14 protein-coding genes and 1 tRNA gene are annotated in these 12,166 nt (G+C 64.1%); 10 read left to right on the forward strand and 5 right to left on the reverse strand.

The genetic code is table 11. From position 1 onward, the window contains the following. Positions 1–31 precede the first annotated feature (31 nt). The 3 genes from KBX19_RS01720 to KBX19_RS01730 are packed head-to-tail and all read left to right on the forward strand — an operon-like array spanning position 32 to position 1,944. Positions 32–1,063 carry a histidinol-phosphate transaminase gene (locus KBX19_RS01720; protein ID WP_255997182.1) on the forward strand — a complete coding sequence of 344 codons (1,032 nt, stop codon included), beginning with the start codon at positions 32–34 and terminating at the stop codon, positions 1,061–1,063. 53 nt (positions 1,064–1,116) lie between these two features. Continuing rightward, the gene (locus tag KBX19_RS01725) at positions 1,117–1,530 is read left to right on the forward strand and encodes a hypothetical protein (RefSeq protein ID WP_255997183.1); all 414 of its coding nucleotides are present in this window, start codon (positions 1,117–1,119) and stop codon (positions 1,528–1,530) included. 30 nt (positions 1,531–1,560) lie between these two features. Beyond that, positions 1,561–1,944, forward strand: coding sequence for a phage holin family protein (locus tag KBX19_RS01730; RefSeq protein WP_005287384.1), 384 nt, complete (start codon positions 1,561–1,563; stop codon positions 1,942–1,944). A gap of 65 nt (positions 1,945–2,009) precedes the next feature. Here the strand turns inward: KBX19_RS01730 and KBX19_RS01735 are convergent. Further along, positions 2,010–2,097 (reverse strand) — tRNA-Ser (locus KBX19_RS01735). 48 nt (positions 2,098–2,145) lie between these two features. On the opposite strand from KBX19_RS01735, the gene KBX19_RS01740 reads away from it, so the two are divergent. Continuing rightward, entirely contained in the window at positions 2,146–3,105 is a 960-nt protein-coding gene (locus KBX19_RS01740) for an NAD(P)H-quinone oxidoreductase (RefSeq protein ID WP_255997184.1), read from the forward strand. Positions 3,106–3,116: 11 nt separating this feature from the next. On the opposite strand, the gene KBX19_RS01745 is transcribed toward KBX19_RS01740, so the two are convergent. After that, positions 3,117–4,379, reverse strand: a complete 1,263-nt coding sequence (locus tag KBX19_RS01745; RefSeq protein ID WP_005287390.1) for an aminotransferase class V-fold PLP-dependent enzyme — start codon at positions 4,377–4,379, stop codon at positions 3,117–3,119. 118 nt (positions 4,380–4,497) lie between these two features. Between KBX19_RS01745 and KBX19_RS01750 the strand changes: the two genes are divergently transcribed. Further along, entirely contained in the window at positions 4,498–5,346 is an 849-nt protein-coding gene (locus tag KBX19_RS01750; RefSeq protein ID WP_255997281.1) for an ABC transporter permease, read from the forward strand. Between the two features lie 10 nt (positions 5,347–5,356). Continuing rightward, the gene (locus KBX19_RS01755) at positions 5,357–6,175 is read left to right on the forward strand and encodes an ABC transporter ATP-binding protein (protein WP_255997185.1); all 819 of its coding nucleotides are present in this window, start codon (positions 5,357–5,359) and stop codon (positions 6,173–6,175) included. 186 nt (positions 6,176–6,361) lie between these two features. Here the strand turns inward: KBX19_RS01755 and KBX19_RS01760 are convergent, their stop codons facing one another. Further along, entirely contained in the window at positions 6,362–7,282 is a 921-nt protein-coding gene (locus KBX19_RS01760) for a hypothetical protein (RefSeq protein ID WP_255997186.1), read from the reverse strand. Between the two features lie 89 nt (positions 7,283–7,371). Here KBX19_RS01760 and KBX19_RS01765 point away from each other — a divergent pair, with 89 nt between their 5' ends. Further along, positions 7,372–8,289, forward strand: coding sequence for a glycosyltransferase (locus tag KBX19_RS01765; RefSeq protein WP_255997187.1), 918 nt, complete (start codon positions 7,372–7,374; stop codon positions 8,287–8,289). 18 nt (positions 8,290–8,307) lie between these two features. Here KBX19_RS01765 and KBX19_RS01770 read toward each other — a convergent pair whose 3' ends face one another. Together KBX19_RS01770 and KBX19_RS01775 are read right to left on the reverse strand one after the other, a co-directional pair. Beyond that, complete coding sequence (locus KBX19_RS01770) at positions 8,308–8,766, reverse strand: GtrA family protein (protein ID WP_005287406.1); 459 nt, start codon at positions 8,764–8,766, stop codon at positions 8,308–8,310. A 24-nt stretch (positions 8,767–8,790) separates the two neighbouring features. Continuing rightward, entirely contained in the window at positions 8,791–9,636 is an 846-nt protein-coding gene (locus KBX19_RS01775) for a hypothetical protein (RefSeq protein ID WP_005287409.1), read from the reverse strand. A gap of 41 nt (positions 9,637–9,677) precedes the next feature. Here KBX19_RS01775 and KBX19_RS01780 point away from each other — a divergent pair, with 41 nt between their 5' ends. Genes KBX19_RS01780 through KBX19_RS01790 form a run of 3 tightly spaced genes read left to right on the forward strand, consistent with a single transcriptional unit; the run spans position 9,678 to position 12,133 of the window. After that, positions 9,678–9,896, forward strand: a complete 219-nt coding sequence (locus KBX19_RS01780) for a hypothetical protein (protein ID WP_005287412.1) — start codon at positions 9,678–9,680, stop codon at positions 9,894–9,896. A 16-nt stretch (positions 9,897–9,912) separates the two neighbouring features. Further along, positions 9,913–11,328, forward strand: a complete 1,416-nt coding sequence (locus KBX19_RS01785) for an FAD-binding oxidoreductase (RefSeq protein WP_255997188.1) — start codon at positions 9,913–9,915, stop codon at positions 11,326–11,328. Between the two features lie 40 nt (positions 11,329–11,368). After that, positions 11,369–12,133, forward strand: a complete 765-nt coding sequence (locus KBX19_RS01790) for a decaprenylphospho-beta-D-erythro-pentofuranosid-2-ulose 2-reductase (protein WP_255994712.1) — start codon at positions 11,369–11,371, stop codon at positions 12,131–12,133. Positions 12,134–12,166 lie beyond the last annotated feature (33 nt).

The following is a 12,166-nucleotide window of genomic DNA, read 5'->3' on the forward strand; positions in this document are numbered from 1 at the left end:
CGGCCAAAACACCTGTCTAGAATCTTTGAGCATGATCCGCCCTGACCTCGCCGCCATCCCCGCCTACGTCCCCGGCACGTCTGATCCGGAGGCGCTGAAGCTGTCCTCGAACGAGGTTGCCGGCCAGCCTCTCCCGGCGGCTGCGGAGGCAATGGCCAAGGCCGCGATCAGCGGCAACCGCTACCCGGACATGGGCACGACGCAGCTGCGCACAGCTTTGGGCAAGCACCTCAGCGTCGATCCCGGCAACATCGCCGTTGGCTGCGGTTCGTCCGCGCTGTGCCAGCAGCTCGCACAGGCCACGTCCACACCCGAGAACAACATCGTCTTCCCGTGGCGCAGCTTCGAGGCGTACCCCATCTTCTGCCGCATCGCCGGGGCCGAGCCGCGACCGGTGCCTTTGCTTGACGACGGCCACCTCGACCTGCACACCATCGCGTCCACCATCGACGAACGAACGTCCCTGGTCTACCTCTGCTCCCCCAACAACCCGTCGGGCGCAGTGGTGACCCGCGCCGAGTTCGACGACTTCATGGCCCGCGTTCCGGACCATGTCACCGTGGCGCTCGATGAGGCGTACGTCGAGTTCAACCGCGACCCCGATGCCGTCAACGGCTGCGACGTTTGGCGGGAGCACGACAATGTCCTGTGTTTGCGCACCTTCTCCAAGGCGTACGGTCTGGCGGGCGTGCGCATCGGATACGCCTTCGGGCACCGCGAGCTGATCGACGCCGTGAACAAAGTCGGCGTCCCCTTCCAAGTCTCCGCCATCGCCCAAGCCGGGGCGCTCGCTTCGCTGCACCACTCCGACGAGCTGTTGGCCCGCCTCGAAGACACCATCGAGGTCCGTGACGAGGTCGCCGACCGCATCGGCGCCGCCCGCTCCCAGGCCAACTTTGTCTGGCTTCCTGCCGAGAAGTGCGACCGCGAACCAGCCGACATCGCCGCTGATCTTGCCCGGCGCGGTGTGCTTGTGCGCGCCTTCCCCGAGGGGCTCCGCGTGACGGTGACTGACCGCGAGGAAGCCAACGAGTTCCTCTCCGCGTGGGACGCGGTGACCTAGCCGGTCCCGCCGCTTAGTCCCCGCCCCGGGCAAAAATCCGTACGCTGGTGCTCATGCAGCTGAATTACTCTTTGAACTCCGGCTTCGCCACCGGCGACGGCTCTGCCCCCACCCGCGACAACGTTTCCGCCTGGATCGCGTGGGCCCCCGCGCCCGACGCGACGACTCTTTACTTGGCCCCGCGCGCGATGGCGCTGAACGACGACACCGTGCTCCTCGGTGTCCCTGTCGGCGACCTAGACGGCGTGGCAGATGCGCTGGCCGGGCGGAACATCGACCCGCAGCAGCTCTCTTACGGCCAGCCCGACGCACACGCTACGGTAGAGGTAACCTCGCCGATTGCATTGGAGCAGGTGAAGGTAGTGGTCGCGAAAGACGGCCCGACGCGACGGAAAGCTCAGCGCGAGTTCGCCGAGATCCCCGGTGAGCGCCAGTTCCACATCATCCACGAGTTCTTCGAACAGTAAAAACAAGACCACTAAAGAAAAGGTAAGTTCATGCGTTTCATTGTCGACCTCGTAGTTACAGCACTGGCCCTGTGGCTGGTCACCGTTATCGTCCCGGGCGTAGAGATCTTCGGCGGCATCGGCGCGTTCATCTGGGTCGCCCTGGTGTTCATGTTCGTCAACGCGTTCATCTCCCCGCTGGTGAACCTGATCAGCTTCCCGCTGAAGGTTCTCACGCTGGGCTTGTTCTCCCTGATCGTCAACACCCTGCTGTTCTCCCTGACCGGCTGGATTTCCGACAGCATCGGTAACGGCCTGCAGATTGACGGCTTCTGGTCCGCGTTCTTCGGTGCCATCGTCATGGCGATCGCGTCCTGGATCGTCGGCGGCATCTTCCGCGCCATCGGCGGCGACAAGGTGAAGACTGACGCTTAAGTAACGTCCACTCCCCCACACAAGGCGCCCCCGCTGGGGCGCCTTTCGTCTTTGAGCGAAAATTCTGGCGGAGACGAGGGGATTTGAACCCCTGGAGGTGTGACCCTCGCTGGTTTTCAAGACCAGTGCATTCGGCCGCTCTGCCACGTCTCCTTGCTACCCGATCAGGGCGCCCACAAAACTTTACTACCCTGGGGCACCATGAAAGCAATTACCGTCACGGACCCAGAGAACCCGCGTTCGCTCGAGCTTGTCGACGCCCCCACCCCCGTCCTCCGCGAAGGCGAAGTCCTCGTGAAAATTCACGCGACCGGCGTCAACCGCGCCGACCTCGTGCAGGCGGAGGGCAATTACCCACCGCCGAAGGGCGAGTCCGAGATTATCGGCCTGGAATGCACCGGTGAGATCGTCGACGCAGGCGGCACCGACCGCAAGGTCGGCGACGAGGTCGCCTGCCTGCTCGCCGGCGGCGGCTACGCCGAGTACGTCGCTGTGCCGGAGGGCCAGCTCATGCGCATCCCGGACGGACTGTCTCTGATCGAAACCGCTGCTGTCATTGAGGTGGCCACCACCGTCTGGTCCAACCTGGGCATGCTCGCCGGCGTCGGCGAGGGCGACCGCGTCCTTATTCATGGCGGTTCCGGCGGCATCGGCTCGTTTGCCATCCAGCTGTGCAAGGCACTCGGTGCGGAAGTCGCGGTCACCGCGGGCTCGGCAGAAAAGCTCGAGTACTGCAAGGAGCTTGGCGCCGACATCCTCATTAATTACAAAGAGCAGGATTTCGTCGACGAGCTCAAGGGATCCTGCGACGTGATCCTCGATGTCATCGGCGGGCCCTACCTAGAAGACAACATCAAGTCCCTGGCGACCGACGGCAAACTCATCGTCATCGCTGTGCAGGGTGGCCCGAAGGGCGAGCTCTCGTTGGGCCGGATGATGCCGCGCCGCCTGTCGGTGCACGCCACGACCCTGCGCGCTCGCCCGCGGGCGATGAAGGCAGATATTTGCCGCTCCACCGAGGAGCACGTGTGGCCGCTCATTGAGGACGGTTCGATCAAGCACCAGCTGACTAAGACGTTCCCGCTTGCCGAAGCCGCAGCAGCCCACGATCACCTCGACTCCGGCACCTCCACCGGGAAGGTCGTCCTTGTTGTCGATTAGCCCGAAGCCAGCTACGCCAGCGACGCGACGACGCGCATGACCTGCTCGATGTCCTGGTAGGTATTGAACGGCCCGAGGCCGACGGTCACGCCGCCGCCGATTTCCTCCAGGCCCATATCCGTCAAAAGCGGGGTCGGCCGGGTCAGGGTGGTCACGATGCCGTTGTCGAACAACCGCTCATACACCGTCGGCGCTGGCACGCCCTGCACACCGAAGGTCAGGCGCGGCAGGCGTTCCGTCGTCGCATCCGCCGCCGCCTCCCCGGAGCTGCCGAGAATGTGCACGTGCGGCCACGTACCCAGGAAGGTGTACAGGTCATCGCGTAGACCACCCAGGTAAGTCGACATCTCAGCCATCGAACGGTCGAGGCGTGCCCGGCGCGTGCCCCGGCCGGGCAGCTCCGGCGCGAGACCCGCCAAGTGGTCCACAGCAGCGGTGACACCTCCGGCAAGACCGGGGGCCACGCCGGCGCTGACGATGCCCAGCACCTGTGAGTCGACACGCTTGAGCATCGCCGCGTCGCGCAACACGAGCGCCGCGACCTGCGGCCCTCCCAGCGCCGCCATGTCCAAGGCGACGATGTCAGCGTCCCACTTATCAAAATCGATGCGGTGGTACGGGGCGTACGCCGTCGCGTCGACAAGCACCCAGGCGCGCGAACGGGAGCGGACACGCTCGGCAATCTCGGACACTTCCGTCACCGACCCCAGTTCTGCGTGGGCGGCGGGAATGGAGACGAGGCGGGTGGAGCCGTCGACAAGCTGCTCGTATTGCCACGATGGAAGCTCGCCCGTGCCCAGCTCAGCGTGAGCCGTGCGGACCTGGGCCCGCGCCCGCGACACGGCCGTGCGCAATTCGCACCGGTCCAGGCTGCTGACCACCACAGACGAGTCGTACCGGAACTGCGGCTCCATCGACGTGACCAGAGCGCTGTAAAGCACCGGCAGGCTGGCACCGAGAATCACCCGGTCCGCGCTCGCCCCCACGAGGTCTGCCACGGCATGCCGCGCGGCCTCCAGCAGATTGTCACCCTCAGGACGACCGACAGACTGCCCCGAGTGCGAACCGGAGTGAAACTCACGCGCCGGCACCTGCGGCGCCATCCGGAACGACCGAGACACAGCCGCGGAAACGCGCTCCGGGATCTGTGGGCAGTCGTGGGAATTCAGGTAAGTCCAGCCGTCGGAAAGCGAGGCGTACAGCCCGCGAACGCGGTACACGTCATACTCCGCACCGTAATCCACGGTCTCCTCCTTCCGAACTAAGTGTTTCACTAGTATGCACCCATACCAGGCGGGACGCACCATCGGCCCCTTAGCAATATTTAAGGATCTTGGCACTAAGCTGTTAAGTGTGCAAGACAAGGCAACATTGCTTTCCGACGTCTCCCGCATGACGTCCTCCGCCGACGAGACCACCCCAGCGTCGAAGTCCAAAACCTTCCGCGCTGCGGCAGCCGACCTCACCCGCGGGTGGGGCCAGTACGAACTGTGGCTGCAATTGGGCTGGCAGGACATCAAACAGCGCTACCGCCGCAGCGTGCTCGGCCCACTGTGGATCACGATCGCTACCGGCGTGATGGCGCTGGCCCTGGGCCTGCTGTACTCCATGCTGTTCCAGATTCCGGTGCGCGACTTCCTGCCGCACGTCACCGTCGGCTTCATCGTGTGGGGCTTCATCTCCGGGTGCATAAAAGACGGCGCGAATGTATTCATAGAGAACGAAGGGCTGATTAAACAGCTCCCCTCTGCACTGTCTGTCCACGTGTACCGCCTAGTGTGGCGCCAGCTGCTGTTCTTCGCGCACAACATGGTCATCTGGCTCGTGCTCGTGCTGATCTTCCGCCTCGAGCTGGGGTGGGATCTGTTGCTGTTCATCCCGGCACTGGCCCTGATGATCCTCAACGGGGTGTGGGTGACCATGCTGTTCGGGATCATCGCCACCCGCTTCCGCGATGTCGCGCCTCTGCTGGAGGCGCTGGTGCAGCTGCTGTTCTACGTCACCCCGATCGTCTGGACCACCCAGACCCTGAAGGAGCAAAGCGGCGATGTCGCCCAGCGCGCCATGCTCGCCGAGCTCAACCCCCTCTACCACTACCTCGAAATCGTCCGCGCGCCCCTGATCGGCCGCGACCTGGCCGCTTATCACTGGTGGATCGTGCTGGCCTTCACTGCTGTCGGCCTGCTCGCCGCCCTGCTGGTGATGCGCCAGTGGCGCTTCCGCGTACCGTACTGGGTGTAAGGAGTTTCACGTGGTTTCTATTGACACCTACAACGCCTGCGTCGACTTCCCCATCTTCGACGCCAAGTCCCGCTCCCTGAAGAAGGCCGTCATGTCCTCGGCCGGAGGGGCGATCGGCAAGAACGCCTCCAACACGGTCGTCGTCGAGGCGCTGAAGGACATTAACCTGCACCTGCGCGAAGGCGACCGAGTCGGCCTTGTCGGCCACAACGGCGCCGGCAAGTCCACCTTGCTGCGCCTGCTATCTGGCATCTACGAACCGACCCGCGGCGTCGCCGATGTCCGCGGCCGCGTCGCCCCCGTCTTCGACCTCGGCGTGGGCATGGACCCGGAGATTTCCGGCTACGAGAACATCATCATCCGCGGACTGTTCCTCGGCCAGACCCGCAAACAAATGAAGGCCAAAATGGACGAAATCGCTGAGTTCTCCGAGCTCGGCGACTACCTGGCCATGCCGTTGCGCACCTACTCCACCGGTATGCGCGTGAGGTTGGCGCTCGGAGTGGTCACATCCATCGAGCCCGAGATTTTGCTTCTCGACGAAGGCATCGGCGCCGTCGACGCCGCCTTCATGGCCAAAGCCCGCGTCCGGTTGGCTGAACTGGTCAAACGCTCCGGCATCCTCGTCTTCGCCTCCCACTCCAACGACTTCTTGGCGCAGCTGTGCAACACCGCACTGTGGATCGACAAAGGGGAAGTACGCCAGGCCGGGCTTGTCGACGAAGTCGTCGAAGCCTACGAAGGCAAAGAAGCCGGCGACTTCGTCCGCGACCTGCTCGTCCGTTTCGACGATGAGGACCGGGACGATCAGGCAGACCAGGAGGGCTAGGGGCCTAAACTCCAGGGCCCCGGGCCCCCAGCCAAAGCATCAGCGGTGAACGATATGAGCATTTCGGCCCCGTATCGTTCAGGCCATAACCCCCTGACCTGCACTTACTGCTCGGGACTTATAGGTCGGTGCGCTTAATCGTTCACACAGCCGCCGCGGCCGCCGCCCGGGCCATAACCGCCTGGTTCACAACCGCTGGGAGATCAGCTCCCTCAGCAACTGGGCGATCTTGCCCATCGTTCCGGCGGTGAATCTAAGTACTGTCCACCCTTGCATGACGCACCTGAGGTTGATGGCCGAGTCCCGGTCGCGCTGGCTACGCTGCAGGTGGTGCTCGCCGTCATACATGAGGCCGATCCCTAGTTCGGTAATAGCCAGGTCAAAGGTGGTGATGATGCCGTTGCCGTCGGAAACCTTCACCTGTTCGGACAGTTCCACCCCGAGTTCTGCGCAGATCTGTTGGACGATCAGCCGCATTTCGGTCTCTTTCGGGGAATCGGCGCGGTCACTGGACGCTCCGACGATCCTTTTCAGCCATGCGCGGGGCAGGCGGTTCCGGGCAGCGTTGTAAATGAGGTCGGGGTGGATGTTGAGGTGGCGGCGGGAAGCGTCGATAAGCTGCAGAGCCCTGAGGTCCGCTGGACTCCACCCGTCGACCGTGGCGACGGGCCATCGGATCTCCCCGGCGCGGATGCATTGCAAAGCTTCCACGACGGCGGACCCTGGTTGGGATATGGGGATCGGCTGCCCCTGGTAACGGACAGTCCATATATTTCGCGGGCGGGCGCGGGTAATCCGCGGTGTGTATTGGGTCGCTTCGACGGTTTTCCGGACAGCACCATGCAGTGTCGTATGGAACGAATCCGCAAAGAACCTCAGGCCGAACACGGCTAACGCGCTGAATCCGCTGACTAAGCAACCGGGGTGCTCCAACACCATCGCAACGGCCCGTGTGGCTGCGGGCGCCCGGTGCCCCAGCTCCGAAGAACGTGCCAAAGCGAACGGCTCCGCCATCCAGAACCGCCGCGAAACCTGCACCCCAGGACCGTCCAGATAGAAGCCGCCGTGCACATTGGCGGTGATGTCCATGTTGTTGCGCAATGCCATGCACTGTTAGACAGGCGCAGACACCGTTACGGTTCCCTCACCGCAGCGCTTCCCTTATCCGTGTCCACCGTCGTGGCACAATAGTCCCCATGACCTCCACCACCGATGCGCTGCTGAACCCGAACGGCACCACCGCGGCGGTGATTGTCACGCACAAGCGCGCTGAACTGCTCAGGCACTCGCTGGAGATGGTGGCGAAGCAGACTCACCCGGTCGACTGGGTGATCGTGGTGGATAACGGCGCAGAAGATGAAGTCCGTGAGCTGGTCCACGACCTTGCCGGCGACAAGGGCGTTTACCTGGCGTCGCATACGAACCTCGGCGGCGCGGGCGGATTCGCATACGGCTTTCTGCACGCGCTCGCCCTCGGCGCGGACGCGATTTGGTGCGCCGACGACGACGGCCGCCCCGCCGACCCGGGCGTGCTGGAGGAGCTCTACCGCGTCGCCGCGCGGGAGGGTCTGACTGAGGTCTCCCCCGTCGTGGCCAATATCGATGACCCTGACCAGCTCGCTTTTCCGCTGCGCCAAGGCCTGATCTGGCACCGGCGCCGCAGCGAGCTGGAGGGAGACTACCTCCCGCAGTACGCGAGCCTCTTCAACGGCGCTCTGATCAGCGCAAAGGCGATGGAGCGCATCGGCGTGCCCGACTACCGCCTGTTCATCCGCGGCGACGAGGTCGAATACCACCGCCGCCTGGCCCAGTCCGGCATGAAATACGGCACCGCGCTGACCACCAGCTACCTGCACCCGGACGGCTCCGCCGAGTTCCACCCGATCATGGGCGGCCGCGCGCACGCCCAGTGGCCGGATAATGAGGTCAAGCGCTACTTCACCTACCGCAACCGCGGCTACATCATCGGTCAGCGCGGCATGAAGAAGATGCAGCTGCAGGAGCTGGTGCGTTTCGGTTGGTTCTTCCTGATCCAGCGCAAGAACCCGCGGGAGTTCCGCGAGTGGTTGCGCCTGCTGCGGATGGGCGCGAACGAGGACTTCCGCCGACCTTGATCCGGGCCGACGTCCGGATCAAGATGGATCAGTGTCGACGACGACCTTCGTCGGCTGCTTAAAGATAAGGACGCGCTGGAGGATGAAGTTGGTGATCGTCGCCACGCCTTGAGCGATGACGAAGGCGATGAAGTCTTTCCACGGGTCCTCGATGCCGAGCGCGATGAGCGGCGGATTAGTGATCCAGTAGAGGAACACCTGGATGCCGAATGTCGAGGCGTAGAGGATGAACACGGCTAGCGCCCGCTTGCCGGTGATCTTCGCCTGGAACGTGAACCGCGAGTTGAGCAGGTACGCGACGAGCGTGCCGAAGCACCAGCCGACCACTTTCGCAGACACGCGCGTGAAGCCGAAGGAATGGTCGAGCAGGTACGTCAGCCCGAAATCGAGCATCGCGCAGAAGATACCGATGATCACGAACCGCAGCAGTTGCCGCTTCGCGCTCATCGGGTGTGTCGTTTCAACCTTGGAGGTCACAGCGGTTCACCTTACCCCCACCAGTCACCGTCGCAGCAAAGCGCGGTACATGTCCAGCTTATCGACGGCACTCACGCCCCCGGCCCCGTACCCGCCCACCGACGCCAGCCGCACGAGGGATCCGGCGCACAGGGAGCGGATCTGGCGGGCGGAGTATCTCTCGCCGCCTGGGTTGGCCCAGTTCAGGGCGCTCATGGTGGTTTCGATGACGTCGTCGGTGGTGTCGTCGTCAGCCAAGCACGACAGGGCGAGAACGGTAGACCAGAAGGCATCGCGGGCGAGCGGGGTGCGTTCGCGCGGCAGGCTGGCCAGCGTGTCGGCCACCAGCGGGTCGAGCTCGCACGGCCGCGGCAGGTCAATTGCCTGCAACAGGGGAAGGAAGTCGAGAGTGTGGGAGCGGTCGACGATGTCGACGACATCATCGCGCGCGCCCGCGAGCACATTCTCAATTGCGGACGGCCCGAGCAGCTCCGCGTTGATGGCGGGGATGTCAAAGGGCTGATCGGCGAAGTCCCCGTGTCCAGCCACACACAGTGCGCTCGGGGTCGCGCTATCGCGTGGGTAGATATCCAGCAAGGTGAGTTCGAATTGCCACAGCCCCCAGTGGAAAAACAGCCGGTCACCGCCCCGGCGCAGGTAGGAACCGATCTGCACACCGGCCTCCAGGCGGCCTGCATCCTCGGCGTCCGCGGTGAAGCGCGTTGGGCTCGGCGGGCCGTCCGGCATCGCGAAACAGACTTCCAGGACGCGCTGCACATCCTCGAGAGTGCTTTCGGAGTTCAGGCCGATGTGGCGGAAGACGGATTCGTCGGCAAGCATTGTGGCGCAGCGCACGAGCAAGGTGCGCTTGAGCTCGACCACGACCGACATGACCCCACCCTAGCGATTGCGCGCCCCGTAGGATGTCATCCATGCAGCAACCTGACAAACCCCACATGTCGGCGCAACTTGCCGACGTCCCCCTCGACGACTTCATGACGCGCCTGATCGCCCAAGAACTACCCTTGCTGGACAGCACCTCCCGGGGCATCGTCTACGAAGAGCTCCGGGCACACAAAAATGCAGGCAAACCGGTGATCACCAATCAGGGGGAGCTGCCAAAAAGGATCCGGGAGATCATGGAACTCTAGCGGTAGGGTGGGGTTTATGGAACTCCACACCACCACCAAGTCCCTCTACGGCTGGGGCCGCACCGCACCGTCCACCGCGCAAGTCCTAGCCACCGCCGACGTGGACGCGATCAAGGAGGCAGTGCGCCACGTCGCCGAAGACAACGCGACCCTGCCGGAAGGCAAGCGCCGCGGTGTGATCGCCCGCGGAATGGGCCGCTCCTACGGTGACCCGGCCCAAAACGGTGGCGGCCTTGTCATTGACATGCAGCCGCTGAACAAGATTCACGAGATCAACCCCGATACCGCGATCGTGGACGTCGACGGCGGCGTCACCCTCGACCAACTGATGCGCGCCGCGATCCCCTACGGCTTGTGGGTCCCGGTGCTGCCCGGCACCCGCCAGGTGACCATCGGCGGCGCGATCGGCCCGGACATTCACGGCAAGAACCACCACTCCGCCGGTTCTTTCGGCGACCACGTCGTGTCGATGGAGCTGCTCGTCGCCGACGGCCGCGTCCTGCACCTCGAGCCTGCTGGCACCCCGGATGACCCGGACGGCACCTTGTTCTGGGCCACCGTCGGCGGCATGGGCCTGACCGGCATCATCCTGCGCGCCCGCATCAAGATGACGCGCACCGAGACGGCCTACTTCATCTCCGACACGGTCCGCACCTCCACCCTCGACGAAACGATCGAGGAGCACTCCCACGGCCAAGAAGAGGGATATACCTATTCTTCTGCATGGTTCGACGCCATCTCCGCCCCGCCGAAGACCGGCCGCTCCACCATCTCCCGTGGATCGCTGGCCACACTGGCGCAGCTCGAGGAGTTCGCGCCGAAGCTGGCGAAGGACCCGCTGAAGTTCTCCGCCCCGCAGCTGATGACGGTGCCGGACATCTTCCCGTCCTGGACCATGAACCAGCTGACTCTGCGCGCCATCGGTGAGGCCTATTACTTCATGGGCAAAGACTCGAAGAACGACATCTTGAACTTGACGCAGTTCTACCAGCCGCTGGACATGATCGCGGAATGGAACCGCGGCTACGGCTCGGCCGGCTTCCTGCAGTACCAGTTCGTTGTGCCCACCGACGCTGTCGAGCCGTTCAAGCAGATCATCTACGACATTCAGTCCTCTGGCCACTACACCGCCCTGAACGTGTTCAAGCTGTTCGGCGACGGTAACAAGGCCCCGCTGTCCTACCCGATGCGCGGCTGGAACGTGTGCGTGGACTTCCCCATCCGCGACGGCCTGCACTCTTTCCTGGATCGCTTGGACGACCAGGTGATGGAATTCGGCGGACGCCTCTACCTGGCCAAGGAGTCCCGCACGTCTGCCGAGAAGTTCCACCAGATGTACCCCGGCATGGCCGGCTGGCTGGAAACCCGCAACGCGATCGACCCGACTGGGGTGTTCGCCTCCGACATGTCCCGCCGACTCGAGCTGCACTAGTTGGCTGCGTAGCCCGCTCAAGAAACCGAAAGGAACCGCAATGCTGAACGCAGTAGGACAAGCACAGAATATTCTCCTTCTCGGCGGCACGTCCGAGATCGGCCTGGCCATCGTCTCCGAGCTGACCAAGCGCGGAGGCAACCCGACCGTCACCCTGGCTGCCCGCCAAGACAGCCCGCGTATCGACGCCGCTGTCGAAGAGGTCTCCCGCCACGGCGCCGGCAAGGTCCGCATCGTCGACTTTGACGCCTTTGATACCGACTCCCACCCGGCCGTCATCGACGCAGCCTTTGCGGCCGGCGATGTCGATGTGGCCATCGTCGCCTTCGGCACCCTCGGCGACCAGGAAGAACTGTGGCAGAACCAGCAGGCCGCCGTCGCGTCCGCCCAGACCAACTTCACGGCGCCGATCTCCGTCGGCGTGCTGCTGGGCCAGAAGATGAAGCAGCAGGGCCACGGCACCATCATCGCCATGAGCTCGGTCGCGGGCATGAAGGTGCGCCGATCCAACTTCGTCTACGGCTCCACCAAGGCCGGCATGGACGGGTTCTACACCCAGCTCGGGGAGGCGCTACGCGGCAGCGGTGTACACGTCACCGTTGTCCGCCCTGGCCAGGTGCGCACCAAGATGACCGACGGCCTGGACGAGGCACCACTGACCGTGGACAAGGAAGACGTGGCCAAGGCTGCCGTCTCCGCAGCTCTCGACGGTAAGAGCCACGTGTTCGTGCACAAGCTCTTCGGCCCGATCTCTCTGGTGCTCCAGCACATCCCGGCACCGATTATGCGGAAGCTGAGCTTCTAACCGCTTCTTCTAATACCTGTTTGCGGCCGAGTC

The organism is Corynebacterium sp. CCUG 71335 (assembly GCF_024454075.1).
GTDB lineage: Bacteria > Actinomycetota > Actinomycetes > Mycobacteriales > Mycobacteriaceae > Corynebacterium > Corynebacterium genitalium.

Coding starts and splice junctions, on each gene's coding strand:
- KBX19_RS01720 (WP_255997182.1), top strand. CDS start 32: ATGATCCGCCCTGACCTCGCCGCCATCCCCGCCTACGTCCCCGGCACG.
- KBX19_RS01725 (WP_255997183.1), top strand. CDS start 1,117: ATGCAGCTGAATTACTCTTTGAACTCCGGCTTCGCCACCGGCGACGGC.
- KBX19_RS01730 (WP_005287384.1), top strand. CDS start 1,561: ATGCGTTTCATTGTCGACCTCGTAGTTACAGCACTGGCCCTGTGGCTG.
- KBX19_RS01740 (WP_255997184.1), top strand. CDS start 2,146: ATGAAAGCAATTACCGTCACGGACCCAGAGAACCCGCGTTCGCTCGAG.
- KBX19_RS01750 (WP_255997281.1), top strand. CDS start 4,498: ATGACGTCCTCCGCCGACGAGACCACCCCAGCGTCGAAGTCCAAAACC.
- KBX19_RS01760 (WP_255997186.1), bottom strand. CDS start 7,282: ATGGCATTGCGCAACAACATGGACATCACCGCCAATGTGCACGGCGGC.
- KBX19_RS01765 (WP_255997187.1), top strand. CDS start 7,372: ATGACCTCCACCACCGATGCGCTGCTGAACCCGAACGGCACCACCGCG.
- KBX19_RS01775 (WP_005287409.1), bottom strand. CDS start 9,636: ATGTCGGTCGTGGTCGAGCTCAAGCGCACCTTGCTCGTGCGCTGCGCC.
- KBX19_RS01780 (WP_005287412.1), top strand. CDS start 9,678: ATGCAGCAACCTGACAAACCCCACATGTCGGCGCAACTTGCCGACGTC.
- KBX19_RS01785 (WP_255997188.1), top strand. CDS start 9,913: ATGGAACTCCACACCACCACCAAGTCCCTCTACGGCTGGGGCCGCACC.
- KBX19_RS01790 (WP_255994712.1), top strand. CDS start 11,369: ATGCTGAACGCAGTAGGACAAGCACAGAATATTCTCCTTCTCGGCGGC.